Source organism: Acinetobacter sp. YH01008 (genome assembly GCF_013420435.1).
In the GTDB taxonomy this organism is placed as follows: domain Bacteria; phylum Pseudomonadota; class Gammaproteobacteria; order Pseudomonadales; family Moraxellaceae; genus Acinetobacter; species Acinetobacter pseudolwoffii.
Map to the genome: position 1 here is coordinate 1 of NZ_VOYD01000028.1, position 26,963 is coordinate 26,963.

The following is a 26,963-nucleotide window of genomic DNA, read 5'->3' on the forward strand; positions in this document are numbered from 1 at the left end:
CATTGCATGACGTCTTTTAAAATATCTAAAGCCTGATCTGAAAGTGGAACTAAGAAGTCGGGAATCTCATGGCCTAATATGACTTTTCGTCGAAACTGTTTAATATGCAAGGCAGGTATTTTCCAGATTTTTTCATTTAAATCAAAATGATGAGGCTCAGCCAATAACAATTCAGCCCCTCGCACGCCAGTATGTAATTTGAACAGCAGTGCTTTTTTAATAATCGGATGGGCATCCAATTTTAATAAATTTTTCTTAAAATCTGATATATCCTCCGCTTTCAAATACGGATAATTCTTCTTGATTTTACTGTTAATGGCGATTTTATTTAAACCATGCGCGATGTTGAATTCACAATAACCCATCGCTACAGCGTAGTCATAAATTTGGTTCAAATAACTACAAGCTTTCTTGACAGGTTCTTTTACTTGGCGTCCCTCTATTTTTTTGATTACTGAAACCAGGTCATAACGCTTGATGTTTTGAAAAGGTAAATCCTGAAGGTCTGGATAAATATCTTGCTGTAAACATCTTTCTGCTAACTGTAGTACACCGCAGCGGGGTGAATCATTAAATGCATTTTTCAGTTTGAACTGCAGCCACTCCTCCCCTACCTTACGAAAGGTGATGACATTAGAGACAGTATCATACTCAAAACAATAATTATTGTCTTTAAAGTCATCTTTGACTTGTCGTGCCTTTTTCAGCGATAAATCAGGATAAAGCCCCAACTGAATGCGGCGACGTTTTTTTGTTTGTGGATCTGTATAGCGATAGCACCAAGATTTTCTTCCAGTCGGCTCAATCTTCAGGCTAAGTCCATCTTCATCGGATAAAAAACAAGTTTTTTCCTTGCAATGAGCTTGGCGAACTTTAATTTCAGTAAGACTCATGAAATTTAAATGAAACCTATCAGCGGATTGACGAGATCCATTATATCAAAATAGAAGAAAATATATATGATGCGTACACTACGCATCATATATATTTGTAATATATTGTTTTATATATTTAATATTTTAAGTATTTGTATTTTAGTAACCATTATAAGTACCACCTCTTCTTTAAGTTCCCAACAACTCACTTTTTCTGTCATCAATGTTAAATAAGTCTTGTGCTTTAAATTCTTAGATGACCTCCTCTACCCTTTATTATCATTTTTATAAAAGTAACTATATGTACTCATTAAAATTTGTAGAGCTCAAAAACAAAAAAGACCGCTATATAGCAGTCTTTTAACTTAATTAAATAATAATGGGTATACGGATTTAATGGTTGATGGGGCACCTTTACCCCACCAACCTGATACCATTATCAGATGGTTGATAGATCGACCCCGTAGTTGAGTTCCTCTGCGAAGTCCGGCAGTCCGTAACCGATGGTTTTCTTGTAGAACGGAGAGACCTTCGCGGTCGGGGCCTTCTTCTTGTGCTTCGTGGTGTAGAGCATTCGTGCCCGCATCACCTCGAAGGAGTAACCACGTCCTTCACGGTTCTTGTCCTTGGCCAGTCGGTTGATGGACTCCGTGTAAGCGTTGGTGACGGGCATGTCCGTCTCGAAGTAGGTCATGATCTCTTCGCGCCAGTTGCCTACAGCCCTGACCAGATCGCTCCAGACTTCCTTCTGGCCCTTCGGGATGGTGGCTATCCACTCGTCCAGGGCGGCTTCTGCCTGGGGCCGTGTGGTAGCGTCCCAGATGCCGTAGAAACGTTCCTTGTGCTCGTAGGCGGCCAGCAGTTGTGGGAATGCGCCGGTCCAGGTCTCCATGATGAGGCGTTCCCGGTTTGAGACTTCGTGAGCGCGTTTCAGCAGGATTTTCCGGTCACCCTTGAGGGTTCGGCTCTGGGAGGGCATCAGCTCCTTCCTGAGGCCCTTGCGCACCTTCTCCAGGGCATCGTTGGCCATGCGCACCACATGGAACTTATCGACCACGATGCGGGCCTGTGGCAGCACCGCCTTGACCGCTGCTCGGTAGGGATTCCACATGTCCATGCTGACGATCTTGACCTTCTGCCGGTCTTTCATCTTCATCAGGTAGTTGGTCATCACGTCCTGACGGCGGGTGGCCAGCAGGTCGAGCAGGGTCCTCTCCTCGATGTTGGTCAGGATGCAGCGGTAGCGCTTGTTCAGGTACAACTCGTCAATGCCGAGAATGCGGGGCGTCTCGAAGCGGTGCCAGCGCCCCAGGAATTCGGCGCGGGCGTTGAAAATGTCGCGTACCGTCTTCTCGTCCAGGCCCGCAATATTATCAAGAGTAAACTATTAAAAATCCATTAAAATCAATACTTTCACTTTGAGAACATGTATTTAAAGTAAATAACAATTAAAGCCTGTATCTTAGTTATCACTTGAGATACAGGCTTTTTATTTATTCGTTCATATAATTAAACAGTTTGCCTAAAAAATCATCGCTAATGGTTAATTGATACTGTTTTTCAACGAGATTTCGAAGTTCCATAACGAGAAGCAAAGAGTTCTTATAGGCTTCATATAGTTCTAATTCATTTAATCGGGCAGTAGTCTTTTTAAACTTTTCATAGTTTTCAGGACTAATTTCTTTTTCAAGATTCTTTGTCATATTAAACCAATTATCGGCATTTTCTTCCGCAATTCGAATGAGTTGTAGTATATTTTTTTGTAATTGAGATAAAAGTTCCAGTGAACGTGCATTTTCCCCTCTTTTAAGAACATTAATCCCCATTAACCATAGGTTGGAAAAATTATTCAATAAAAAATTTACGTTTTCTTCTGTAAGTCTATTTGGTCCCGGACCTTCCAACTCTGATAAATACAATTCTAGTTGTCCTGTTTCATCATAAATAAACATTGCTTTTGTGTCAGGAATGTAGCCTGATTCTTTGAATGAAGGAATAATATTCATTTCGTTTTCGGAAAGGAAATGAAATTCACCACGTATTAGATTTTCAAAAATTACTACTTCCGTACCGTACTCATTTTGATAGAGTAAAGTGTAGGAAGCGACTTCATTTAGCCATTTTGCTGAATCAAAGGTGGAAATTGTATCATCTTTTAGAAAAACGTAATATTCTATATCAGAGTATTGATCTCCCTCTCCTTTTGTAAAAGAGCCATACATCATACAAGCAGATATTCGTTCATCTGACTGGACAAGTTCCTTAACCCTTGCCATTAGTTCCTTTTGTTTTAACAATTCGATTCCTTCTTTCTTTATTTTGATTCAGGGAGAAATAAAAAATCCTCCCAAATAATGTTGGAAGGATTAGTCATGTCACTTTTTAAGACACTCAAATAAAACTATTTAGCCTTTTTAGCTATTCAGTCTTACATTTATTTAGTATATGGAAAAATGGGCAGACTAATCCTAAGTTTTTAAACTGAAATATACTATTTCATTTGTTAAAAATTAGATCAACCAGAAATTCCGGATACCCATAATAATTAATTCATTTTCATCATAAGTGCATAAGCATCACGTTTGTTTTGACGCAATGATTCTATCTCGGACTTCGTCAGCTGTTTTACGAGAGTTGAGGATATACTTTGCTTCCCACTCTGTGAGCCTTTCGAAATCGTACCCGTAAATCGATTTCCACCATGCTTCAAGATTACCATATACATCCCTCAATTGCTGAAGAGTTTCTTTACTTAGAGCTAATTGTGATGAGTATTGTTTACCCGTCAGTGCATATGCTCCAATAACTTTATTCGTCCCAGTTGTTTCAATATGACCTTTTAATGCTGCAAAAGTACCACCTTGGGTCTGGGTATCATCAACAATAATAACACATTTATCATTGTTTATTGTCCCATCAAATGCTGGTGGGTTGGCTAATCTATGCCACCCATCACCGCCAGTTCTTGATACTTTTATAGCTTGAACTATATTCGTATCAACTTCAAGCCCAAGTTTCTTTGCTATAACTGCTGAAGTAGCTAAAGGAATCATATTACGACCGACTGCTTCCTCAGCATGTACAGGTACTATAATAGTTTCCCGACCATCGATAATTCTTTCTAGTTCAGCAATCGCCTCATCCGAAACTAAATCTTTAGCTAAAATATACGCACTTTCAACATCCCCTGCTTTAGCAGCTTCATACATGTAATGAGAGGTTGCATCTCCAAGACCACGGTCAATAACCGTTTTAGGAAACATATTCCAATCTGTGCGATATAACTTCATATTTTTAAATAAGTTTTAATGATGGCTAGCATTAAATTTTACACTAAATTTACCGCTAGCATCTCTTGGATATTATTTTTCGTATCAGGCAGCACTCTCAAAAGCCGTTTGTTTGGACAGTCCCCATGATCATACACGAGGCAGCTTCAAATACTTATGGGCCCATCCTATCCAGTTGTATCTTCTTGCATCACATGAATATTGTATACTCATTTTGACTACTTGAAAATTATGGAACAACGTCAATAAAAACAATAACTCTAGAGTCTTTAGTCGACATTCCTAAAAAGGTAAATTCAACATTTCTTTCCATATCATTTCTTTGTGTCTCTGGATGAACAAAAGAAACATAGCTTATTTCAAAGAATCGGGCTAGGGTTTTTATGCCAATGATTTTGTTCTCTTCATTAGCAATTAAAACATCTAATTCCAGATCAAACTCTTCTAATTATTTAATTAAATCTTTAACTTTCATTTTACTATCAACCTCTATGAATTATTTAAAAAATTAGCACAATGAAACTTGTGAAAAAAATGGATTTGAACAAAATTTTTTAGCAAAAAAAGCATAGCAACCAGAAAAATCTTTCCAGCAATCAACAAAAATATCCCCGTGTGCTTCCAGTTTACAACATTTTGACTACCACACTGCCCACAGTAGTAATAATAGCCTTTGATACGGCCACCGCATTCAGGACAATTTTTATGATTAATGAATAAGTTACTCAACGTCTCTTCTCCAAAATTCTTATTATCAAGTTGTAAGTGAAGATAGCACACATTTATAAAAAATGTCTTTTTTAAAACATCAAAAGATGTTATAAAAAAGACATTCGCTACTTTAGGATAACTTTTAAGATGAATTTAAATCTCCTTGATGAAGAATCAATCCAACCTTCTGAACCCACGCCATGTGATTTTTTCAAAGGTGAAAATGCTATCAAAAAAGCTAAACAGTTAGGATTACCTGATCTCGAGTTAGTCAGAAACGCAATTATGATCGGTGATGCTGACTATAGAACAAATACTCACTATAACCGTGCACGCTTTATTGCACGATGGGGAAAAATTGGAGAACAGATTGCTTTACTGCTTCGACAATCTGATCCTGCTTGGATATTCCACAATGACAGCCAGCCAAGAATTGAGAATACAGTAAAGAAAATACAAATTATCTTTATGAGCGGGAATATTGCATTGGGGTTAGCTGATCAAGTTGTATCAGCACACTGTGAAAAAGGATTAATGACATTAAATAATATTAAGGAGAATCAGTCTGCTTATGATGATGAGACAAAATTGAGAACATGGATTTTATACTTTCCTTCAGCATCACATCCAGCCTATAAAGACATTGATATCCCAAATATTCCTTTTGAATTTGCATACCCAACTAGCTTCGTACAGGACTTAAAAGCGAAAAAAATTTCAATTTTACCAAGTGACCATACTTGCAGAATTGCATTTGAAATAGATAATACAGTTCCTGTAAAAACTGATCCTAAGCCAGTATTGGAACCATCTAATGAAATTAAACCAGATGATTTTGATATTCAGCTTGTAGTTTAATCTGAGGTTAATGTGTTTAATAAAGATCGTTTACGTATTGCTAAAGAATTACGAGGACTTAGCAATACCGATTTCGCAGAAAAATTGAGTTGCTCTATCTCTAAGGTAAAGCAACTTTTAGACGTGGATAAAGAAATCAATGAAAATGATCAAGATGATATATGCCGTGTATTAAATTTACCCAAGTCATTCTTTGCAGGTAATGACACACAACCACATGAAACAGACCAAATCTTCTATAGATCGGTTGCTCGTATTAAAGCACAGCATAGAAAAGCTAATGAGGCATATACTCTTTTAGCAATAAATATTAACAAGTACTTAAATCAGAAAGTAAAGTTACCTACTTTTCACCGTCCTGATTTAGATATTACTGAGTTTTTGGGTGAATCTAAGTATGCCGATCACCTAGCGTCAGAGTTGAGAGGTTTATGGGCTTTAGGTAATCAACCTATTAATAACATTGTTTCGTTGTGTGAGCTAAAGGGAATCCGTGTCTTTAGATTACCGACTGAAATTCGAGAAATTGATGCACTATCTTTTTTTGATGATGAAAGTGGTAGCCCTTTCATATTTCTAAATACATTTAAGTCTGCCGAAAGAGCCCGCTTCGATTGTGCACACGAACTTGGTCATATCGTTATGCATACGCATAACAAAAAAATTCGTGTCGAGAAAGATAATCGTGTTCTCGAAACTGAAGCGGATCAATTTTCATCTGAATTTTTAATGCCAACAGATGCATTTCTTTCTACTGCTCCACGCTATTTTTCACTAGAAAATATGATTGAGTATAAAAAGATTTGGCGAACATCCCTGAAGGCTATTAACTATAAAGCTCACAAGCTGGGATTAGTTAGTGATTGGGTTAATCGTAGTAACTCTATAAAGATCAATTCGTTGGGCTACAACATTAATGAACCTGAAGAAACTCATCGAGATGAGAGTTTGATGTTGCCCAAAATTATCTCTGTTTTAGCCTCACAACCATCTTTTGATAAAAATAAAATGCTTGATGAAATTGGAATCTCTGAAGAAGATTTTAATCAATTAACATTTGATGCTTTAGTTAAAGTTGAGCCCCCGAAGAAAAAACATAAGTTATATATTGTCGAGTAATACAAACCTTCCTTAAAAATAATGCGCCTTACGGCGCACTATTTATGCAAAATCCTGATTAATTTTTTTATGACTTCACGCCCAACGTAGTTTTGCATCCCATAAGTCATACTTTAACTGAAAATGTAACTTGCCCCATCATGACTTTTTTCATATAGCCTACTTGAACTGACACCATAAATCCCATGTGTTCCATAAAGCATCGTATACAATTTCAGATAAATTCTTTAGTTATGTGATCAGGCTATGTGCTCAAATTACCTATTTCCAAATAAAAGAAATTTGACACTCTTAGGTGTCGATACAAGCCAGTTTGATCTTGAGCTTAAGGATCATGTATTCCCTTCCTATCATGCTCCAATCATTCTGAACGGCTCAGATCACTTAGAGCTTGATATTGCAAAGTTTGGATTACTACCGAGCTGGGCGAAAGAATTGAAGTTCAGCAGTCATACTTATAACGCCAGAACTGAGTCTGTAGCAGATAAGCCTAGCTTTCGACATGCTTGGAAGTACAGCAAGTTCTGCCTAGTCCCAGTACAAGAATTTTATGAGCCGAAATACATCAATGACAAGCCACACTGGTACACCATCAAGCGTAAAGATGATCAGCCTTTTACTGTTGCAGGGATCTATGATGATGCAGTGATTAATGGCAATAAGGTACGTTCCTTTTCAATGTTGACCATCAATTCGGACCATCACCCTTTTATGAAACAATTCCATGCACCGAAGGATGAGAAGCGATCCATCATCGTTATTCCAGAACAGTACAGAAAAGACTGGCTAACAGCCGATCATGAACATGCGCATGAATATTTCTTTCAAATGCCCGATGAATTCGTCACATTTCCACGCGATGAGCAGAAACAAAACGTCTTATTCTGACGCATCCTTGTTTATCCACAACTTTTTAAATTTGAATTTTAAACGCTGTTAGTAATATCCTATTTAAACAAATTCTACTTCCAAACACGCCTCGTAGCGTAGGAGTATCTCATGTCTAAGAAGTTGCCTATTTACTTCTCTGACGACGCATGGTCATCTTTACAAGAGCTCATGGGTCCAGAGGGTAAACCAAGTCCTACCATCAACACCGTGCTTGAACAAATCGCTGTTCAAAATGAGCTTGTTGAAAAATTAGGGCTTACTGCTGTCCTACCCAAATCCAAAGTATCTATTCCCGTCTCTTTAGAGCGTATTCCTGCAGGTCCGGCCTTCAGCACCAAGGATGAGCAAGACAAAGCACTCGATCTGAATGAGTTCCTGATTCACAACCCTATTTCTACTTTTATTGCCTATGTAGACAGTGAATCCATGCTCGATGCTGGCCTAGAGATTAATGATCCAATCATTATTGATCGCAGTATTGAAGCCAAGCATTACGATATCGTGGTTGCCCTGATTGATGACAATGCCTCGACCATTAAGCGGCTGATGATCACCAATAAGATGTCCAAGTCTGAAATCAAAGAAATATTTGGAGATGAAGATTATCCGCTTCCAGAACTTTGGTTGAAGGCTGAAAATTCGAATTACAATCACATCATTCCTGATGATAGTCAGACCATATCAATCTGGGGTGTGGTGACTTTTAATTTAAAGCGTATTTATCACCGCTCATAAAAAGAAGAATAACCATGCAAAGTGAAAATGAAATATTCGCGTTAGTCGACGTGAATAATTGCTACGTCTCGTGTGAGCGTGTGTTTAATCCTGCCTTGAATGATCGCCCAACCATTGTGCTCAGCAACAATGACGGCTGTGCCGTGGCCAGAAGCCAGGAAGCGAAAGACTTAGGCATCAAGATGGGTGTTCCTGTATTCCAAATTAAAGAGCTGATCAAACAACATAACATTCAGGTGCTATCCAGTAATTTCTCCTTATATGGCGAAATGTCCAAGCGCTTTATGGAGCTGCCTGGGGACTATGTTGCACCAGGAGATACAAGGTCTATTCCATTGATGAATGCTTTCTGAAGCTCACAGCTTACGAGCATCTATTTGACCTGACTGTATATGCTCAAGACATGAGGGCTAAGGCTTGGCGTTGGTTAGGCCTACCCTGCTGTATTGGAATTGGTCGCTCTAAAACCGAAGCCAAGATTGCCAATCATCTCGCCAAGAAAAACAAGTTCTTCAATGGGGTCTGTAATCTGGCCCATATGGACCCATGCTCTACAGAAACGCTACTCGCGCAGGTTGATGTGTCTGAGGTTTGGGGCGTAGGCAGACAGAACTGTAAGAAGCTCAATACTATGGGTGTTCAATCTGTGCTGGATCTGATCAATGCCAATCCTAAAGAAATCAAAAAGCAGTTTAGTATCGTGATGGAAAAGACGGTGCTTGAGCTACAGGGCCTTTCTTGTATTGACCTTAGTGATGATACTGTAGCGAAGAAGCAAATCATCAGCAGCCGTTCATATGGCAACCCAGTGTATGAAATGGATGACATTAAAGCTTCGGTTCGGCTTTATGTGGCCAGAGCCGTGAAACGAATGCGGGAAGATGGCTCAATCTGCAAGATGATCGGCGTGTATATCCAAACCAGTCGCTTTGATAATACAGAGCGCTACTCGCCTTACATCGTCGTTCAAATGCATGAGCATACGGATGATCTACTGCTCATCACCAAGGCCGCGATGAAAGGCATCGATCAGATATTTAAGAAAGGCTTTAAGTATAAAAAGGCGGGAATCGTGCTGCTCGAAATTACAGATCAATCCAAGTTTGTGCCCGATCTATTCACGGACTATTCACATAAGCAAGAGCGAGAAAGGCTTTCAGATGCCGTCGAAGCCATCAGTGAACGGTTTGGGAAGAATCTCGTCACGCTAGGCATTGCCAACAATAAAGAAGCCACATGGCACATGAATCAAAACCTTAGATCACCTTCGTATTTAACCAAATGGTCTGACTTACCAAGAGTAGGATAAAAACATGCACTTATTTAAATTAACTGACGAACAACTCGCACAAATTCTTATCCCGAAACGATTTGTACCACCTACTCCACCTGAACATGAAGGCAAGAATATGGTCTATGTATTTGATAGTGAGGATAAGTTTGAACTGACTTATGATGAGCTGGTGGAAATCATTAGCAAAGCTAGAATGGCTGGTCCGAAGTTGATACCTGTCTTAGGCACCGTGAATTAAATTGTGCAGTGTTCGCACGCCACTTGAAACATAACTTGATTGGAAATGAATTTGGGCTGAGAAAAATTCAGTTCAAATTTAACCTGACGGGCACACTAAAAAATGGGTAATTGTCAGATCGAGTTTGGACTACAACACTTTAGCTCATCGATTTACCATACCGCTAATCTTCACACCATTTTCGTAAATCCAGCGATCAAACTGTGATACTACATTCCGCTTATTAATCCAAGTCAGCATGGTGCTTTTCATAAAGGCAGTTTACTTATAAACAGGGAAATTTCTAAACAATTCCCCTTTAACATGCTTAGGCTATTTGATCCAGAGTTCATCTTTTTGCATCATTTTTAACATTAAATTAAATATAACCAGCGGAGTAACATTTTTTTTGTTAGAGCCGACAACTCTTTGAAAACTAAATTTAACGGTTCGCTCAGGAGCATCCAAATTAACTGGGTAGTTTTGTTTTTCTAAATACAGATGATCTCCTAACATTGGCTCTATACCAGTAATAAAATTAACAATTTGTTGCTCATCACCTTTCATTCGGCATTGAAAATGTAGAAAATTCTTACGCAGTTTTCCAAATAATAATAATATTTTAAGCGCCTTAACCATGTTCTTTTCTTTCAGTGCATCTTGCTGCCTATCATCTTTATAATGAAAATCAAGGAGAGGAATTATTTCATCTGGACGAGTCAGTTTTTTAGCCTTTTCGTAAAGTTCATCAAACCAACTCTCTTCTAAATTCTTACTATAAACATAATTCGTTTTTAAATTAAATTTTTGGCGATCCATCCATTTAGTGCTCATCCATTGACATCGTTGCATCCATTCTTGAGCTTGGGTATCTTCGCTTAAACGACCTTCTCTAAAACTTATCAAACGTTGAAAAGGTGTCAGAGTACTCTTCTCTATACTAAACTTCTTTTCTTGTCGGCCAGCCATCGTAACTGGCTGTGTTTGCTGATAAGAATTAAACCATTTCTGCTGCTGAGTATAACGATTTAGGTTTATGTAGTCTGTACTTGACTTCACTGGACTAAAACACTGTTCTAATACTTTTTTTGAAATGATACACGGCGAATTATAAATTCGATCGACTGCTAATAAATCCAAAACATGAAGGTAATTTGAAGCCGTTTGCTCAATACTGCTATGCCCCATCCAAGAGGCGAGCACCTGCCATTTATGTTGAATAATCTCTTCTTGAGCACGTGCTTTCATACCAAACAATAAATCCCTCATCTTTTTTGCTTTTACCCAAGGACAATCTGTGTAGGTCTTGATCATTTCTTTTGAACCGAGCAAAGTTATTGCTAGATAGTTAGCAGCACTGTGGCGTAATGTATGAAAACTAAAGCCATGATGCATACCTAATATTTGACTAAACAAATCTACTGTAATTTTGCTGATACATTGATCAGTTAATACACGATGATTCACACTAAAAAGTAGATCATCCTGCTGATTAACCAAATATTGCTCATAACGATGTTGTATGTAACGTTGTACTACTAAAAACTCATGTTCTGACAATGCAATTTTCAATGGTATTTGACGATTCGCACTTCGCGTTTTCAGACGGCGATATGAATTGTCTTGGATATGAAGCGTGATATTATTAAAAACTGTATTTTCTTTTTCTTTATAAAGTAGCTCTGGGCAAATAATATCTTGTATTTTAAGACAACGAACTTCATTTAATCGAAGTCCAGTTCTATAACTTAGTAAATACATCAGCTTTAAACAACTCAGATGATCGACCCACTCTGATGCCGTTGGCTCTTGACTTAAATTTTCTAGTTTTTCCAATAATTTGCCAAATAGCAAAGGACTCACTAGCCGTGCATTGCAAATTTGTAAATGCTTAAAACTTGAATTCTGTAACACCAATACCCCTGGAGCATCATAATTCTCTATACAGAATTGATGAAAATCTTTTAGGCGACCAAAACGGTATTCTGCGCTTTGGTGCATCTTACGAGAGGTTTTTCCTTTCACCGAATCTCGTTGAACTGCTTTTTCATCACGTTCACTGCTGTATTTCAATAGCTGCCGATATAAATCCTCATAGTCATCTATGGATTGTTGCTTTAAATCTAATTTATTGAGCCAAATCTCAAATATAAATTCTTTGCCAAACGATCCTAAGTAGCTTTCAATAGTTGATAATTGAAGCCCTCGTTTTTTTAAATGCATTAACCAGTGAATTAAGCGTAGTTGAGCATCAATTAAAGACTTTTCCTCCGTATTAGCATCAACTATCTTCTCCTCTAACACCCTTCTAGTTTCTTGCCAAAAACGTAGCGTGCGTTCTTCTTTATTCCTCTTTTTATCTAAACGCTCAACTTTTTGACCTTTACGTTTCTTTTGACCAAACAACATCAACTCATACGGAATCGTTTGTAATTTGCTTTGAACAGTCGGAACTTCAGGAAGTAACTGCTCTTGTTCAAAATGAATAGGGCGATTATCTGGTTCTGTGACTTGATTGTAATCATTATTCCACAGCAATCTAAATTCGGATGGCCTTAAAGCAACAGTATTAATCTCTTGCTGAAGCACATTACTCAAAAATATATCTATGCTGAGGTTTGGATTAAATTCGAGTACCATTTGCACATCATTAAATGCACGAAATCCACGGCGTTTAATTTGATATTGCAGATCCCCAAGACTTTTTTTCCTGCCTATCTTACTCAAGCTTTCTAAAATACAATCTTCAACTGAATGTTGCAGACAAAATTCTTTCTGAGTAGCTTTCAACTTTTTTAAATATTGCAAAATGAACTGCGCATATGGGTTAAAAAAAACATGTTTCCATTGGTACAACTTTCCCTGTTCTACATCGTTGCCATATTGAGAGTTTTCAACACGATAATGTAGTAACAATGGATTAGTGATTTTTTTGTAGTCCGAATGGTATAACCGAAAACAATTCAGATCTGTACCAAGCTCAATGGCCTCCTGCAATTGCTTCTGAATAGCAATCAAATGCTGTTCATCTGCACAGCCTGAAATATATATAAAACTTAAGCATAAATTTCCCCATAAGTACTTTGGTTCATTCCAATATTCAAATGAATCTTGCCAATACTGCCTTAATTCCTTAAGTACATGGATATGTAGATGCCCCTGTTCTAACCGTGACTCTGTACTCTCAATTTTTCTAGGCAGTACGATCCGTTTAGTATGTGGATTTAGCTTAATTCTGTATGATTTTTTATCTACATTCTGGTTGAATTGCTTCCTTCTTTTATTAAATTCATCTTCAGTAAATTGCATCAGTTTTGATTGTTCGTCTCGGCTCAACTTTTGACTCAAACAATCAACACTATCTTTAATGTCATGCCATTTTTCAGCGATCTGCTGATCAAGTTTTTGCTGCATTTCTTTCGTCAATACTTCAGGTGGAGAAGGCTGTCTATCTAGCGACTTTTTCACCATTTTATGAATATCAACAAATAGATCATCTAGTTGTGGTTTTATTAGTTCTTTGATTTTTTGCATACAACTATTTTCGCTCTAAGTGTTTAATCGATAAAGATTTGACATTATCTTGCAATTGCTGGCGGGCTTGCTGTACATAGACATTCGGGATAAGTGAAGAATGCGGATGAAAAGCCTCTCGGTCACGTTGGTCATGACCATACAGGGCCTGAATTAAGTGAAAAGCTAATGCTGGTTTACCCTCTTGCTGCTCATGCATCAAAAAGTTCATGTCAAAATGACGTAACCAATTCGAATACATATTCTTTGGAAAGACTCCTTGCATATATGAATTCACCCATTTTCTCGATAAAGGGATTAACTTAATTTTCCTGCTCTGCCATTCTTTGACAGTTATCGGCAAGATATCTTTACTAAAAATGACCTTACCAAAAAGATCATTTACAGTTATCTTCTTCTTTGCAAAGACTTGTCTAAAAAATGAACCGTACGCTTCAATAATTTGTTCTAAAAAGGCAGTGTAATTTTGCAGTGTTTTTATGAAAAAATCAGATAAAGGGATAAAACGACCATCTTTTCTTGCTTTACTATTTTTTTTATCATTCACATATAAAAGCTTGAGCTCAACACAATAATCATCCAAATTCCCCAACAGGTTTTTTTTAGGCCGACTTGCCAAACTCAACAAACTGATATGCCACATCCAACACGCATATGCATTAAGTTGATTAATAATGTGCTTATCTTCTTGGATGTTTTCGTGACAATGTCTATGTAAAATATGGAATTGCTCTTTCACAAAATTGGGTTCAAGTGCCAGTTGGCTCCCTATCCTTCCTATAGATAATGCAGATTGTACTTTGAATTGTTGTTGCAATATTTTTAGTTCAGCCGTGTCTTCAGTAAAATGTGTGGAATGTGGTGTAAGTGCTTTTTCTAAAAAGGCTAGATATGTGCTACTGAGTTGAGTTTTCGGTAGCCCGCCATAATAGATACCAGGCATGTGATGCTGACTATCCCGCCCAGCAATTACATGAGCAAGATATTCATTATATGTTTCATAATATATATGAAAATATAATTGAGCCTGCAGTTTTTCTACAGTGATCGAACCTACAAACCGATTATCAAGCCAATTCTTAAGTTTCGTATTAATGTGTGTTGATGAAATTAGTGGATTCGATGCTTGTTCTATATAGTCAAACCAAGCAGAAGGTAAATGTAGTTGATGTGTCATCACTTCATTCCACCGCACATGATTTAAGCTCTTAATCTTCTGCTCTGTAATTTTAAGATTTAATTTGAGTAAATATTCGCGACGTCTACTTGAACCATTCTGGATCAAAATTCCATCTTGAATAAGCTCGTTAAAATCCATCAGTGCGACGGGTGATAATCCCGTCAAAAGTGACAATAAACATGCTGCAGCGATTGCAGCATCCCTCCAGTGCCCGGATAACTCGGTTCTCAACACATAAACAATTTGCTTCAGTATATCTGGCGCCAAATAATGTGGATTTGTAACAAAAGGAGCATGACGGCGCTGGCGATGCCGCATTAGATGCGTCGCATTATCGCTGAGTATATAATTTAAATTTTTAGACTTTTCATCTTCTGAATAAAACTCCATTTCAGGATCTAATAGATCAACTTCACCCTCTTCATCTTTGTGAAGAGCGGCATCATAAATACTGATCTTTGCGTTATGTCCAATATCTACTTGCTTACCCGTTTTAATTTCACGAAATTTTTTGAGTTCATTTTTCGTCGGCCATTGCAAAACTTTACTTTTTTTTGACTTACGCTGACGATGAACAACACGACGATCATCAAGTCTTTTAAAAATTATTAATAGAGCCGATAAATACTCTATGGCTTGTACTTGTTTGAAATCTTTAATATTAAAAAGTTGATTACGATCCTCCTTTTTCAAGTTACGTTCGTACATGACATAGCGATTTAGTAGCTCACTGCATTCTTGAAATAATTCAGCATGATTAGAATCCAGAACATATCGTGATACATAGCGAAAGAGATCACAAACATGTTTTTGCTTATTCTCAGCTTTATCAATTTTTGCAAATTCTTGATACTGCCGATATGTTAAAAAACTCGCTTGTAGAATCAAATAACGTTCAGACGACAGCTCTTGAGTATTACTAGTAGTCGGGCATGCAAAATAACTTAAAGAAGCTAGATAATAATATTTACCTAATTGTCTAGAACTAGATATATAGCCATATATCTGTTGTGCTTCCTTATATAGAGCATGGGCTTTTTCACGTAAATCATCTGATAGATCGACAAATTGTGTATTCACAACATGATTGCGTAATAAACAATAATCTTTTTGGAATTTTTCTGCTAAATCTAAGAATTGCTCTTCTGTTTCAATCTTTGGCATATTCGCTTTCGCTTAATTTTTTATCAAATTGCATTGGTTAAATTCATTACGATCTGAACAATTTGGTAAAAGTTGATCTTTTATTGAACTCTTTGTCAGCTTAAAAAATCTAGCAAAAAATTTAGCATCCAGCTCTTTCTGAGCTTTTCTCTCAAAGCACAAGTGTTGCTGTGATTTTTCGATAAAATCATCAAGATTATGTATCAACTGTAAGATTGCAACATAATTAGAATGTACACGTAAGCATGGCTCCGTTTGCATTAATAGCAATATTTTTTGCCAAATTTTCACATAGATTATTTTGAACTTTGCTTGTACTACTACTTTCTGGCTCTGTTTAATCTTTTTGATTTTCAGTAGTTCTGAGTTAATTTTTACTATCTTAAATTGAAAATTTTGTCGCTCAAAGCAAAAGGGCATGATAAATTGCCCCATAAATATCTCTATATTTTTTACTAAATAGTCAAATTTTAACATTTTTATCGATATAAAAAATGAGCATATCTTTGTATATTAAAATTCATTTAATTTATCAACTAAATTTTCTCAAAATTACAATTATCAACAAATACATATGGTTTACTTATCATGGGTGGTCTAAATTTTAAAAATTCTTCCACTTTTTTTTAGTTTTCTGTTATTACATGAAACAATACCGTTGTATTACATTTTGAAATGCTGTGTATGCAGCATTGATCAAAAAGATTCTCTGCTATACTTACTTCACGTGTAGCATCAATGGAGTTTCGAAATGCTCAGAACCACTGAACAGAAAAAAAAATATATTCAAGCGACACGTGCGCAAAACTATCAAGCCAGCCTAAAGCTTGAAGGCATTACAACGACAGCTCAAACAACTCAACAAAGTAAAGCTGAAATCTTGCAAAAATATAAGAAGTATTCGCAACCCGAAACTTAGTCAGGTGCATGTATGGATAAATATGGGGAAATGGGTGACAGCCTGTATTGTTACCCTGGCACAAATATCCTAAAGAACAAACTCAATATTCATGATGAACAAATTTTAGAACAAGCTGAACTAGAACTGTCTGGATTGGCAAGTAACTTAATTGAATATGCTGAACCACCTTACGACTTACAATACTTAAAATCAATTCATGCGCAGCTCTTTGGCGACTTATACGACTGGGCAGGAAAGTTAAGACAAATCGATATTTCCAAAGGTGACACCCGTTTTTGTAATTTTTCCCGTATTGAAATTGAAACCAATAAACTACTCAAACCGCTTCAAGAAAAAAAATACTTTCAAGGCTTAGCAGCACAACAACTGATTCCTCAACTTGCCGACTTGTATTGTGAGCTTAATGTCATACACCCATTCCGTGAAGGTAATGGACGTACACAACGGATTTTCTTTGAGCATCTGATTGCTCATTGTGGTTATGGTATTGATTGGTCTCGCATTGACTCTCAACAACAATGGATTCAAGCCAATATTGAAGGTTTTTATGGTAATTTAAATCCATTAATTAAGATTTTTGAAATATGCTTTATTCAAAATACCTAAAATTTAAGTAGTCGAAGCCCACAATCCTTAATGAGCCATCATCTTTGCTTCAATCCACTGATTAATTTCCCAAATAAACCAACAATCACGATTCTTAGAAATCTTAATACTCTTCGGGTAATTTAGGATCGTAATATTCAGATTACTTATCCAGAATTGAATAGATCGTTAACTTAGATAGACTTTTAAGCAATGTAACTTGCCGCATGTTTATCAACATATGTCTCAAAAAAGTCTGCCCATACATAGATTTATGGCGTTTAGTGCTTAAATTTCAGATTAATCTTCGTCTGATGACCTGAATGGATGTTACAGATTACATGCAGGTGAATTACTCTGTGGCTGTATCATGGCTTTTGTGCAATCCAATCCATTTGATCCGAATGTTCTCTTTTGCAATAAAGCAGCCTCTTCTGCTTTTCCTGAACCAACGAACTATGTCATTGATTTGATTCAACCGACAACAGTGATGCTGAATCAAATCTCCAAAGAAGGGATTAAATGCAAGAAATGTGGTAAGAAAAAGATAGGGGATGGAAGTTATTATCCGTCTAATTGGAACCAGCCCATGAGTCGAGATCAGTTGAGTAAGAATCATTTTAAATGAATAAGAGAAGGATGGCTTACCTCACTTCTCCGAATAACAATGCTATGCTTTTCAACCAAGGTTATAAATTGGCAACTACATTTCATTCTTCTTCATGCTGGTCCTATAGCCTGTAGACAATTACTACATCATTTGCATTCAATGCTCAATACAGCCTGTCAGCAGAACCGCAGCGATACTTTTTTTCGTGCATACATGTAGTGTTTAAATCCATTCATTTTTCAATGATCCTCTGCCGTTTATCACATTTATGGTCGATCTTTAACCTTGTGAAAAATGCACATACCGATCCCTTCAAACTGTCAAATTTATGTATGCATGACATTTAAAGAAAATTATCTGATCAATTTTTTTAGGTAAAATTCATCAAGAAAAAAGTTATTATTATTCATAACATCACCAATAACCACATAAAAACAATAATTTAATAAATTATTCTTCCAATTTTTTTATATTTAGTGTTATTACCTCTAAATCCATGTTTACCACCTTCTATTACATAAGTAATTTAGAAGTATCCACGATATAAATTGCTTGCCCTCACACCTCTCCCCTCTCACGCCCAAAAAATTTATACTGAAAGGCAGATTAAGCCCGTTCGAGTTACATATAGCCGCATGCTATATTGAAAGCATTAAGAAAATATCCTCAATATTTATAGGATTTTTAAAGTATGAACTAATTTTCGAAGAACCCTTTCTAAGTAATGTGACCTATTAGGAAAAATGAAAATACTGAAATCTCCGTATCAACAATCAGTCAAAGTACATCCTGATGATTTTCTGTAACCGATACCCAAGGACTATACCTACCCTTCTGATGTGCTGTGCAACAAAGCCCTCCTTAGCCACACTATAGCTATAGATTAATTCCATTATTTTGTGATTTAATTAAATTATTCATTCTTAAGACCCAATTTAATGGATTTATATTTCACTAAACCAGAAGAAGTTGTGACTCTTTTAGGTGAGCGTTTACGTAAGCAACGACTCTTTCTGGAGATGTCTCAAGCTGAGGTAGCAGCACGCGCTGGTGTCGGCGTGAATACAGTTTCGAATCTTGAAGCGGGACGAAATGTATCTGTTGAAAATTTAGTCCGTATTGCAATGGTCTTGGGTCGATTAAACGAACTTCAGGAACTATTTAAACCTCAGCTTAACAGTGTGAATGACATTCTTCGCTATGAGAGTCAAAGTAAGCGCCACCGTATTAAGAGGAAGGGATAATGCTCAATAGACTTAATGTTTATTACAACGGTTGGGGCGAATCATGGTTATGGGGAACGCTGATTAGTTCAACAGCCACGACAGGTAGACCCACCATTGCTTTTGAATATAGTCCAGAAGCAATACAGCAAGGTGTTGAGCTCTCTTCTTACTTGCTGCCTTTAAAAGGTCTACCATTCAGACAAGGTTTTCCTACTCATCAAATGGGACTCCCAGGTCCAGTCTATGACGCTTTACCAGATGGTTGGGGCATGATGTTGATGGATCGATATTTCAAAAAAATTGGCTTAAATTCAGCACGAATTGGACCTTTGGAGCGTCTGACCTATATTAGTAGTCACGCAATGGGTGCCCTCTCCTTTGAACCTTGTGTTGCTGACATGCAAACCTCAGAAAATATCCCTTTACAACAACTGGCCCAGGAAGTTCAAGAAGTACTCAAAGGTGAAGGTGGTGAATTTCTACAGCATTTATTGGTCATGGGTGGCTCCCCTCAAGGTGCCAGACCAAAAGCGTTGGTTTACCGAGATCCTGTCAATTTAGAGTTTTCGACTCAAGATTCTGATCAACATGAAGCCTGGCTGATTAAGTTTCCTGCTCAGCAAGAGCATCCTGAAGTCTGCGCCATTGAAGCCGTCTATGCAGAATGTTTGCGACTTTGTGCAATTGAGACTCCAGATACCCATTTCTTTAATTTGCCCAATGGTTTAACGGCTTTTGCTTCTAAACGATTCGATCGTCAAAATGGTATGCGGATTCCAATGCAGAGTTTGGCTGCATATACAGGAGCAGACTATAAAGTTCCAGGTAGCCTAGACTATCGCAATTTTCTCCGGGCAACCTTGATGTGTACGCAAGATGTACGAGAAAGATTGCATGCTTTTAAACGTGCTGTGTTTAATGTGCTTTTCAATAATCGGGATGACCATACTAAGAACTTTTCATTTCTCATGGAGAAAAATGGTCAATGGAAATTGGCTCCAGCCTATGATGTGACCTTCTGCGAGGGTCCAGGTGGTTATCATCAAATGGACATTATGGGAGAAGCGCTCAATATTTCCCGAAATGACATACATAAACTCGGTACTTCAGAAGCTAATCTGACTACTCTAGAAGTCGATGAGATCATCTTGACCATGCGTGAAATTGCACTTCAATTTAGTCAAATTGCGCAGCGCCTGTATCCCCATCAAATTCGAGAATCTACCCTACAGATGATTCAATCACGGATTCAACAGAATATTGATTTTTTAACTGAAACCTAAGCGTAAATATAAACTAAGCGCCAACCATCAACTGCAAATAGACTTTGATATAGTTAGTCGCTACATAATCTGTAGAACCTGTGAATTAGCTCTCTTTATAATCACGAATATTAGATGGATCACCGCTAAGATATATTCTGCAAACGTGAAATCACTACATCCAGATCGAAAATCACTAAGAAAAAACTGTCACCAAAAAAAGGTCTGCACTATGGATAGATGCAGACCAAACTCTGGATAACTACCAGCACGAGAAATATGTCGCAATTTTGCATAGACATGAATTTGATAAAATCAGCCCAGAAAGCCAGAAATTCATAAAAACTATTTCATCAATCCCCTATAACTTAATCACGTTCATGGTCGATCTTAAATCTTGTGAAAAGTACTCATGCTGACCTAGCCAAACTGTAAAACTCATGTATTCATAGCCTTTAAATGAATCTTTCAATCGGTATATTTAAGGTAAAAACTAGTAATCAGAAGTTATTATCACCCCCATATAAAACAAGGATCAACTTAAAAACAATAACTTAGTAAATTATTCTTCCATTTTTTTTATATTTAGTGTTATTACGAAACTACAGCTAGTTTGTGTTAGCTATTTTGTACACTAATCAAATAATTTTCAGTGGCAGAACACACCAAAGAAATTAGAAAATATTATATGAATTAATATATTGTTAGATAAAGTTAGGAGATGGACTTTTATTATTTATTTTTCTTACGTTCAGCCTTGCGCTGTTCACTCAATTTTTGATGCTCCTCTTCACTCAATTTAACCTTAGTTTGGTTAAATGGTTTACCCAGTGTTAAGTTATATTTTTCAGCACCTAAAACACGTTTTGCTTCTTTCAGAATTACATCACGAATAAAATCATTCAAAGACTCACCAACGAATCCGGCTGCTTCTTTTAGAACTTTCTCTTCCTCATAATACAAAGGTACAGATGCTAAACGTCCGTGCTCTTTACGAAAGCGTTTCTTCACATCTTGGGTGTGTGGAGTGAGAATAATCTTGTACATTAAATTACGTGTGTATTCGACTTCTTGACCATTAGCATCATCTACAGTCGCTTCAGGATTCTCTAAAATTTCCTCAAGATCATCACCAAAACCTAAAGATGGTTTACTCTTATTTTTAACCATTATAGGATCTCCACCAAGAAATCATTAAATTCATCTCTAGCCTTAGAGCTACCCATTTCCATTACAGACAAGCCTTGAATCGTTGCATCACGGAATTGTTTACGATCACGGATAATGGTGTTTAATAACTTGAATTTAGGAAGTGTTCCTAGCAGTTCGATTGAATCTGCAACTTCAGTAGATCTTGTATTTGATGGAGCTTTATTAACAACCAGATATGGTTGAAGCTTTTCATTGACCTTGTGATAGGTATTAAATAATTTCAATACAAATGGAAGGACTTCAACATCGGCTTGGCTTGGTTGTGTTGGAACAATTAACTTATCACTGACTTGAAGAGCAGATCTAAATTCTTCACTGTCACGCCCAGCTACGTCTAATAAAACATAGTCATATTTCTTTTGAAGATCTAAAAGGATCTTCTTTAAATCACCAGTATGGTATTCAGTATAAACAGGATTTTGAGTTCTACGCTTAGACCATTTAAGAGCTGACTGTTGATCATCAGCATCAACTAGGACTATAGACCCCTTCTTACTCAAGGCTACAGCAAGGTTTGTAGCCAGTGTTGTCTTACCTACTCCACCTTTACGATTGGCAATGGTAATTATCATTTCTTCTTCTACCTAAATAGATGTAACAATAGCTCTATTGTATAAAGGATTAATATAAGTCTACAAGAATAATATTTGTTTATTTTGTAACAGGTTATAGATGTGATGTGCCGCATTAAACTGGGGGTGATACAGATTCTAAAGCACTAAACTATACGGGTTGATATCTTTTTATATATCTGGTTTTAATATTAATTTATGGTACGTTTCAAACTGTAAGCATCCGGTGAACCACCGCTTTTTCTAGCTATTCAATACCGTCCATAGTTTCCATTATTAAAAGTGCTGCATTTGCCCCCAGTAAAAGAAGAACTGAACCGCCGCCAGCAATCAAGAGACTGTTGCTCACATTAGGATTCTACTGCAGCAGATGCTCTAGATAGCTTAGTCTTTTGAATATCAAATATTACTCTAGTATAATTAAATGATCTGTATTGATGAAATCAAGCGTTCTCCAGCCCATGGACATGCATGCGGATATGGATACTGCAATGGCATAGGTGATGAGAGCCTTTGGCTACATCAAACCACATTGCGCTTATCTATTCTGTAATAAGCATGGCCATCGCATGAAAGTCCTGGTGGTCTGGCTTTGTGCCAGACGATTGGAATAGGACAAGTTCCATTGAGCTTTATCCACCAGAGTGAAACTGTAGCACTCAGCCTAGAAAATTACAGGGCTGATCCAGGGTAAACCCTGACAGCGTATTGGACTGCAGCAGGTGATGAATATGCTTTCTATAGAGGAAATCTTAACAATGTCATGACTTAATTGAACTAAATCTACAATCTCTTGGATGTTCATTTAATAGCTGTATTGTTAGAGGTATTAAATGATGTAAAAACTTGTATTTAGTTATTCTAATTACAACATTTTAACTATTTTAAAAGCAGGCTTTGTATTTAATCTAGTATCTTTAACTTTATACCATTTTTCAATATCAGTAGCTTTTGCTTTGTCAGGTATATTAAGTTCATTATAAACATCTTGAATACGAACTTTTATATCTGAACGAAGAATAACTTCATCCTTTTTCAAATTAAGTAAAGTCGGAATTTCAGTTGCATTATCCTTCTGTGCATCTTGAATCTTTAATGCTCTTTCAATTGGTAACTTTCTATATTCAAATTTTCTAATCGTGTCGTGCGTCAAAACATCATAAGCAGTTTTGAAATAGTCATCCTTTGCATCAACCAATTTATAAATTTTAGAATTATCTGCATCTCTTGCTTCACAATATTCTTTCATCGTTTCATAAAAGCACTGGCTATGACCTGATAAAAATTTAGCTACACCTTCAGGTTTATGAGCGAATGCTTTATGTTTTGTTTCATCAGTCAGTAAAGCTCTAAATGAGGCAGAATATCCATCTTCATTAACTTCAGCACCTGCAACAACACGTACCACATAAGTTGCTTCTAGTGCTTCGTATGCCTGTAATTCAGCTTTCAATGCAACGTCTGAAACATACAGTTCACCTTTTTCATCTTTGAATGTGTACTTGTCATCTTCAGCAGCTTTTCTTAATTGTTCACGTCCTGCATCTGACATTTTACCTTCTTTGATATCATTCAAAACGTCTTCGCTGTCTTGGATACGTTTCTGAACTTCCTGCATCCATTCTTCTTTTGTACAACTTGCAGCTTCAGGTAGATTTCCAACTAATAGATTAATGTGTTCATTATATTTTGTGTTTCGAATACGACCACAAATTTGAGGTACAAGTACATGGAAATCTACTTTTGTAGCATCACGGAGTCCATTAATGATGATGTAGGTTTGTCCTTCTTCATCGAAGATGTCTGCACCTTCAAAAGCAGTTGAAGTATACAGATTGATCTTTGCAGGGGCTGAAGTGATGTCACTGATCTTTGCCCATTTCAAGCCAAGCTTACTATTAAATGTTTTTTGGTTTGAATTTGATTTTGAACATACAACTCTAATATCGTCAGGATTAAACAGATTCTTACCTGTTTCCTTATCAACTAAGGCTTTCAACTTACTTAGGATAGATGCAATTTCTGTCACTGAGTTATAGAAGATATGAGCATTGCCTTCAATTGTTCCCATCAAATAATCATAGCACAATCCAAACAAAGCATTGTTTACACCTACGCCATGTTCAATTTTTTGAAGGTTAAATTTAACCGGTCTAACATCACCCCACTCGATTGTACATAGTGGTAAATGTTCGAGTGCTGAAGGAAAATATTCACGTTTTGTTGGTGTCGCTGTTAAGAAAACGTACGAACCAAACTTGTTATAGTTTTGAAGTACATATTCACAAGTAGCTGCTTTGAAACTACCTAAATTCACAAGTGTATGTGCTTCATCAATCAGTAATTTAAATGCTTTTGGATTGAAGCCTGGTGTTGTTAGGAGTTTTGGTAATGAGTCAAAAGTACAAACAATTTTTCTAGAACTTGAAGTGTCTTTTAAATATTCTGTTATTTCTTCTCTCTCGGTATCACCATACACGCCAATTAAATCAACAATTCCTTGGTTGTCTGCTAATTTGGATTTAAGTAGGTTAATGTAAGGAACGAGAACTACATAATTTTTTGCATTACGGATAACTAATGTTGTACCACCACAACCTGTAATTTGTTTATTTACATAACAGTTGTCTGGAAAATCCTTAATTAGATTTGAAAGTTTTTCGGAGCTATCACTAGCTATAATTGTTATTGTATTTGCTTGAGCATCTTGCTCTATTTTTACTGCATTATTTATTACTAAATCTTGTAAATTCATTTATCGGATTACCTAAATAGGTCTTAATTTTTAGTGTCATTTATATGTTGTCAGGATATGAAGTAGTGAGGGATAATCCTCTATCCTATGTGATTAACAGTATCAAAATTATAAATCAATGTCAACACTTTATTTCACACAAGTCCATTGTTTACTCTTTTTAAGTATTTGATTGATAATATTTCAATATAAAAAAGTGTAAAATCAAACTATACACTTTTTTAAGCATACCCCCCTTATCTAAGATAGAAAAGTGTAAGGGTTTCTCTTGGACATAGCATTTTGTCTTGAGATCAACTAACGCACTCTGTTACTCTCATTCTATAGTAAACTGGTTCAGTCGTTTGTTTGCTCAAACTATTACTCGGTATATCAAAATGCTAGCGCATTTAGCTATACGCTCGCAAAGTTTCGAGCTAATAAGATTTGATTGATTAGATAATTATTTTACACTTTTTTTAGAAATGAAAATTAAATATACATTTACTATAAAAACAATTGTTTACAAGAAATACTTTACACTTTTTTTCCCACAGCCCTTTATATTATACAATAAATTGTGTAAGAGCTTAGGCAGTTATCAACAGTTATAAATTCAAAGAGTTCTTTTAAAATAGTAAAACATAGTCCTAAGACAAAAGCTTGTCTTGAGTTAGATATAAATATAATAGTAATCAATTAGTTAAAAATTTTTATCTTAAAAGAAGAATTATAAAAATTAATTAACATTCCTTCTAAAGCTCTGACGAGCCTTAGAACTCATTAACCATCTATAAAACTCTACCCTTTCTCATTTATATTCATGTTCTAAGGAACATAAAAAATCATTTATTAATTTTGTAGAAATAGAGGTAACAGTTTAAAAACATGTCTTTATTCTATTGGACTGAATAGCCACCAAAATTCTAGACACATATATCCATCTTGATCCTCTCTCGCTTTAACAACTGAAAGAAACTCTCGGTAACAGCATTATAATGGCAGTTTCCACGCCGACTCATACTGCTTTCAAGATTATGATGCTTGAGAAATGTCTGCCACCCATGGCTGGTGTATTGACTGCCTTGGTCAGAATGAATCAGGACTTTGTTCTTTGGGTTTCTTCGCCACAAAGCCATCAATAATGCATTTAAAAGCAGGTCTGTGGTGATTCTGGATTTCATCGACCAGCCAACCACAAGACGCGAAAATAAATCAATCACCACCGCAAGATATAACCAGCCTTCATGCGTACGGATATAAGTGATTTCAGTCACCCACAGTTGGTTGGGATGAATTGGATAAATTGTCGGTCTAAAGTGTTTGCAGCAACGACAGCGGTATTACCAGCATGAGATCTAGGTTTACGATAACCCCGCTATGATTTAAGACAATTAGCTTTCATCAACCGATAGACCTGATTGATCCCGTAACTCTCACCAACATCTTTCAAATCACAGTGAATCTTGCGATAGCCAGATTCTAGCCAGAATTACCCAAAGAGTTGTTGCCGTTTCTTGGCAGTTTTACTGGTTGGTTGCTTTAACCTTTAACCATGCGTAATAATCACTGTGATGAACATCCAGAGTTGAACATAAACAACGGATCGGCTATATTTGCTGATTGTCCTGAATAAAGGCGTACCTCATTTGGACTGGCTTGCGAAGTACACCGCGGCCTTTTTTAATATGTCCCTTCCAATACGGCTATTGATACAGCTATTAAAACAGCAAAAACAAACGATAAAATATAAGCAATCACCTACTCAAAAAGCTCAACAACCAAAAGCCGTGAGCCAATTTGATTGCATGCCTTTATAGACCCTACCTCGTCTATCAACATCTAGGACCAGAACAACAACTTTATTCTCCATGACTTGATATACCAATCCAAATTGATCAGTAATGTCCTGGAAGCAGCACAGATCCTTCCAAGCATCTCTTTCAATACAGCTATTGATACAGTTATCGAA

The 26,963-nt window shown here is 36.6% G+C and carries 20 protein-coding genes and 4 pseudogenes; 11 read left to right on the plus strand and 13 right to left on the minus strand.

What is annotated here, in order from left to right; translation table 11 throughout:
* From FTT75_RS12960 to FTT75_RS12975, 4 genes and pseudogenes are all read right to left on the minus strand, one after another.
* The coding region (locus FTT75_RS12960) for an integrase arm-type DNA-binding domain-containing protein (protein ID WP_180186609.1) at positions 1-893 on the minus strand (893 nt) is incomplete at its 3' end.
* 421 nt (positions 894-1,314) lie between these two features.
* A pseudogene (locus tag FTT75_RS12965) lies at positions 1,315-2,238 on the minus strand (ISL3 family transposase); the annotation flags it as partial.
* A gap of 130 nt (positions 2,239-2,368) precedes the next feature.
* Positions 2,369-3,172 (minus strand): lincosamide nucleotidyltransferase Lnu(G), encoded by an 804-nt coding sequence (lnu(G), locus tag FTT75_RS12970; RefSeq protein ID WP_002333496.1) that lies wholly within the window; start codon positions 3,170-3,172, stop codon positions 2,369-2,371.
* 279 nt (positions 3,173-3,451) lie between these two features.
* Positions 3,452-4,165 carry a phosphoribosyltransferase gene (locus FTT75_RS12975; RefSeq protein ID WP_001986287.1) on the minus strand — a complete coding sequence of 238 codons (714 nt, stop codon included), beginning with the start codon at positions 4,163-4,165 and terminating at the stop codon, positions 3,452-3,454.
* Between the two features lie 858 nt (positions 4,166-5,023).
* On the opposite strand from FTT75_RS12975, the gene FTT75_RS12985 reads away from it, so the two are divergent.
* The 6 genes and pseudogenes from FTT75_RS12985 to FTT75_RS13010 all read left to right on the plus strand — a co-directional run bounded on the left by FTT75_RS12985 (position 5,024) and on the right by FTT75_RS13010 (position 10,011).
* Entirely contained in the window at positions 5,024-5,734 is a 711-nt protein-coding gene (locus FTT75_RS12985) for a hypothetical protein (protein ID WP_001052588.1), read from the plus strand.
* Positions 5,735-5,746: 12 nt separating this feature from the next.
* Complete coding sequence (locus FTT75_RS12990; protein ID WP_002046586.1) at positions 5,747-6,853, plus strand: ImmA/IrrE family metallo-endopeptidase; 1,107 nt, start codon at positions 5,747-5,749, stop codon at positions 6,851-6,853.
* A 246-nt stretch (positions 6,854-7,099) separates the two neighbouring features.
* Positions 7,100-7,741: an SOS response-associated peptidase gene (locus FTT75_RS12995; protein ID WP_005245165.1), complete on the plus strand. Its 642-nt coding sequence runs from the start codon at positions 7,100-7,102 to the stop codon at positions 7,739-7,741.
* Positions 7,742-7,852: 111 nt separating this feature from the next.
* The gene (locus FTT75_RS13000; protein WP_000038641.1) at positions 7,853-8,479 is read left to right on the plus strand and encodes a LexA family transcriptional regulator; all 627 of its coding nucleotides are present in this window, start codon (positions 7,853-7,855) and stop codon (positions 8,477-8,479) included.
* Positions 8,480-8,493: 14 nt separating this feature from the next.
* Positions 8,494-9,788: pseudogene (locus FTT75_RS13005) on the plus strand (Y-family DNA polymerase).
* A 4-nt stretch (positions 9,789-9,792) separates the two neighbouring features.
* Complete coding sequence (locus FTT75_RS13010) at positions 9,793-10,011, plus strand: hypothetical protein (protein WP_000550047.1); 219 nt, start codon at positions 9,793-9,795, stop codon at positions 10,009-10,011.
* A gap of 144 nt (positions 10,012-10,155) precedes the next feature.
* Here FTT75_RS13010 and FTT75_RS16055 read toward each other — a convergent pair whose 3' ends face one another.
* Genes FTT75_RS16055 through FTT75_RS13025 form a run of 4 tightly spaced genes read right to left on the minus strand, consistent with a single transcriptional unit; the run spans position 10,156 to position 16,345 of the window.
* On the minus strand, positions 10,156-10,263 hold the full coding sequence (locus FTT75_RS16055) for a hypothetical protein (protein ID WP_372551473.1): 108 nt from the start codon (positions 10,261-10,263) through the stop codon (positions 10,156-10,158).
* A gap of 60 nt (positions 10,264-10,323) precedes the next feature.
* On the minus strand, positions 10,324-13,524 hold the full coding sequence (locus FTT75_RS13015; RefSeq protein WP_002046149.1) for a site-specific integrase: 3,201 nt from the start codon (positions 13,522-13,524) through the stop codon (positions 10,324-10,326).
* A gap of 4 nt (positions 13,525-13,528) precedes the next feature.
* A complete protein-coding gene (locus tag FTT75_RS13020) occupies positions 13,529-15,868 on the minus strand; it encodes a hypothetical protein (protein WP_002058482.1) in 2,340 nt (779 codons plus the stop codon).
* A 12-nt stretch (positions 15,869-15,880) separates the two neighbouring features.
* Entirely contained in the window at positions 15,881-16,345 is a 465-nt protein-coding gene (locus FTT75_RS13025) for a hypothetical protein (protein WP_180186611.1), read from the minus strand.
* A gap of 274 nt (positions 16,346-16,619) precedes the next feature.
* Between FTT75_RS13025 and FTT75_RS13030 the strand changes: the two genes are divergently transcribed.
* From FTT75_RS13030 to FTT75_RS13050, 5 genes are all read left to right on the plus strand, one after another.
* A complete protein-coding gene (locus FTT75_RS13030; protein ID WP_002125865.1) occupies positions 16,620-16,787 on the plus strand; it encodes a YhfG family protein in 168 nt (55 codons plus the stop codon).
* A gap of 12 nt (positions 16,788-16,799) precedes the next feature.
* On the plus strand, positions 16,800-17,396 hold the full coding sequence (locus tag FTT75_RS13035; protein ID WP_159138897.1) for a putative adenosine monophosphate-protein transferase Fic: 597 nt from the start codon (positions 16,800-16,802) through the stop codon (positions 17,394-17,396).
* A gap of 349 nt (positions 17,397-17,745) precedes the next feature.
* Complete coding sequence (locus tag FTT75_RS13040; protein ID WP_004726728.1) at positions 17,746-18,003, plus strand: hypothetical protein; 258 nt, start codon at positions 17,746-17,748, stop codon at positions 18,001-18,003.
* Positions 18,004-18,923: 920 nt separating this feature from the next.
* Positions 18,924-19,229 carry a helix-turn-helix domain-containing protein gene (locus FTT75_RS13045; RefSeq protein WP_000366814.1) on the plus strand — a complete coding sequence of 102 codons (306 nt, stop codon included), beginning with the start codon at positions 18,924-18,926 and terminating at the stop codon, positions 19,227-19,229.
* Complete coding sequence (locus tag FTT75_RS13050) at positions 19,229-20,494, plus strand: type II toxin-antitoxin system HipA family toxin (RefSeq protein WP_000934717.1); 1,266 nt, start codon at positions 19,229-19,231, stop codon at positions 20,492-20,494. Before FTT75_RS13045 ends, FTT75_RS13050 begins: the two co-directional genes overlap by 1 nt.
* A 711-nt stretch (positions 20,495-21,205) precedes the next feature.
* On the opposite strand, the gene FTT75_RS13055 is transcribed toward FTT75_RS13050, so the two are convergent.
* The 5 genes and pseudogenes from FTT75_RS13055 to FTT75_RS15720 form a co-directional block, all read right to left on the minus strand.
* A complete protein-coding gene (locus FTT75_RS13055) occupies positions 21,206-21,643 on the minus strand; it encodes a hypothetical protein (protein WP_100355857.1) in 438 nt (145 codons plus the stop codon).
* The gene (locus FTT75_RS13060; protein WP_100355858.1) at positions 21,643-22,257 is read right to left on the minus strand and encodes an AAA family ATPase; all 615 of its coding nucleotides are present in this window, start codon (positions 22,255-22,257) and stop codon (positions 21,643-21,645) included. The genes FTT75_RS13055 and FTT75_RS13060 overlap by 1 nt, the downstream gene beginning before the upstream one ends.
* 865 nt (positions 22,258-23,122) lie before the next feature.
* Positions 23,123-25,012 carry a DEAD/DEAH box helicase family protein gene (locus tag FTT75_RS13065; protein WP_100355859.1) on the minus strand — a complete coding sequence of 630 codons (1,890 nt, stop codon included), beginning with the start codon at positions 25,010-25,012 and terminating at the stop codon, positions 23,123-23,125.
* A gap of 914 nt (positions 25,013-25,926) precedes the next feature.
* Positions 25,927-26,679 (minus strand): annotated as a pseudogene (locus FTT75_RS15910) (IS3 family transposase); the annotation flags it as partial.
* An 86-nt stretch (positions 26,680-26,765) separates the two neighbouring features.
* Positions 26,766-26,963 (minus strand): annotated as a pseudogene (locus tag FTT75_RS15720) (hypothetical protein); the annotation flags it as partial.

Coding starts and splice junctions, on each gene's coding strand:
- FTT75_RS13000 (WP_000038641.1), top strand. CDS start 7,853: ATGTCTAAGAAGTTGCCTATTTACTTCTCTGACGACGCATGGTCATCT.
- FTT75_RS13025 (WP_180186611.1), bottom strand. CDS start 16,345: ATGTTAAAATTTGACTATTTAGTAAAAAATATAGAGATATTTATGGGG.
- FTT75_RS12995 (WP_005245165.1), top strand. CDS start 7,100: ATGTGCTCAAATTACCTATTTCCAAATAAAAGAAATTTGACACTCTTA.
- FTT75_RS13020 (WP_002058482.1), bottom strand. CDS start 15,868: ATGCCAAAGATTGAAACAGAAGAGCAATTCTTAGATTTAGCAGAAAAA.
- FTT75_RS13015 (WP_002046149.1), bottom strand. CDS start 13,524: ATGCAAAAAATCAAAGAACTAATAAAACCACAACTAGATGATCTATTT.
- FTT75_RS12975 (WP_001986287.1), bottom strand. CDS start 4,165: ATGAAGTTATATCGCACAGATTGGAATATGTTTCCTAAAACGGTTATT.
- FTT75_RS16055 (WP_372551473.1), bottom strand. CDS start 10,263: ATGAAAAGCACCATGCTGACTTGGATTAATAAGCGGAATGTAGTATCA.
- FTT75_RS13055 (WP_100355857.1), bottom strand. CDS start 21,643: ATGGTTAAAAATAAGAGTAAACCATCTTTAGGTTTTGGTGATGATCTT.
- FTT75_RS13010 (WP_000550047.1), top strand. CDS start 9,793: ATGCACTTATTTAAATTAACTGACGAACAACTCGCACAAATTCTTATC.
- FTT75_RS13030 (WP_002125865.1), top strand. CDS start 16,620: ATGCTCAGAACCACTGAACAGAAAAAAAAATATATTCAAGCGACACGT.
- FTT75_RS12985 (WP_001052588.1), top strand. CDS start 5,024: ATGAATTTAAATCTCCTTGATGAAGAATCAATCCAACCTTCTGAACCC.
- FTT75_RS13060 (WP_100355858.1), bottom strand. CDS start 22,257: ATGATAATTACCATTGCCAATCGTAAAGGTGGAGTAGGTAAGACAACA.
- FTT75_RS13040 (WP_004726728.1), top strand. CDS start 17,746: ATGGCTTTTGTGCAATCCAATCCATTTGATCCGAATGTTCTCTTTTGC.
- FTT75_RS13035 (WP_159138897.1), top strand. CDS start 16,800: ATGGATAAATATGGGGAAATGGGTGACAGCCTGTATTGTTACCCTGGC.
- FTT75_RS13045 (WP_000366814.1), top strand. CDS start 18,924: ATGGATTTATATTTCACTAAACCAGAAGAAGTTGTGACTCTTTTAGGT.
- FTT75_RS13050 (WP_000934717.1), top strand. CDS start 19,229: ATGCTCAATAGACTTAATGTTTATTACAACGGTTGGGGCGAATCATGG.
- FTT75_RS13065 (WP_100355859.1), bottom strand. CDS start 25,012: ATGAATTTACAAGATTTAGTAATAAATAATGCAGTAAAAATAGAGCAA.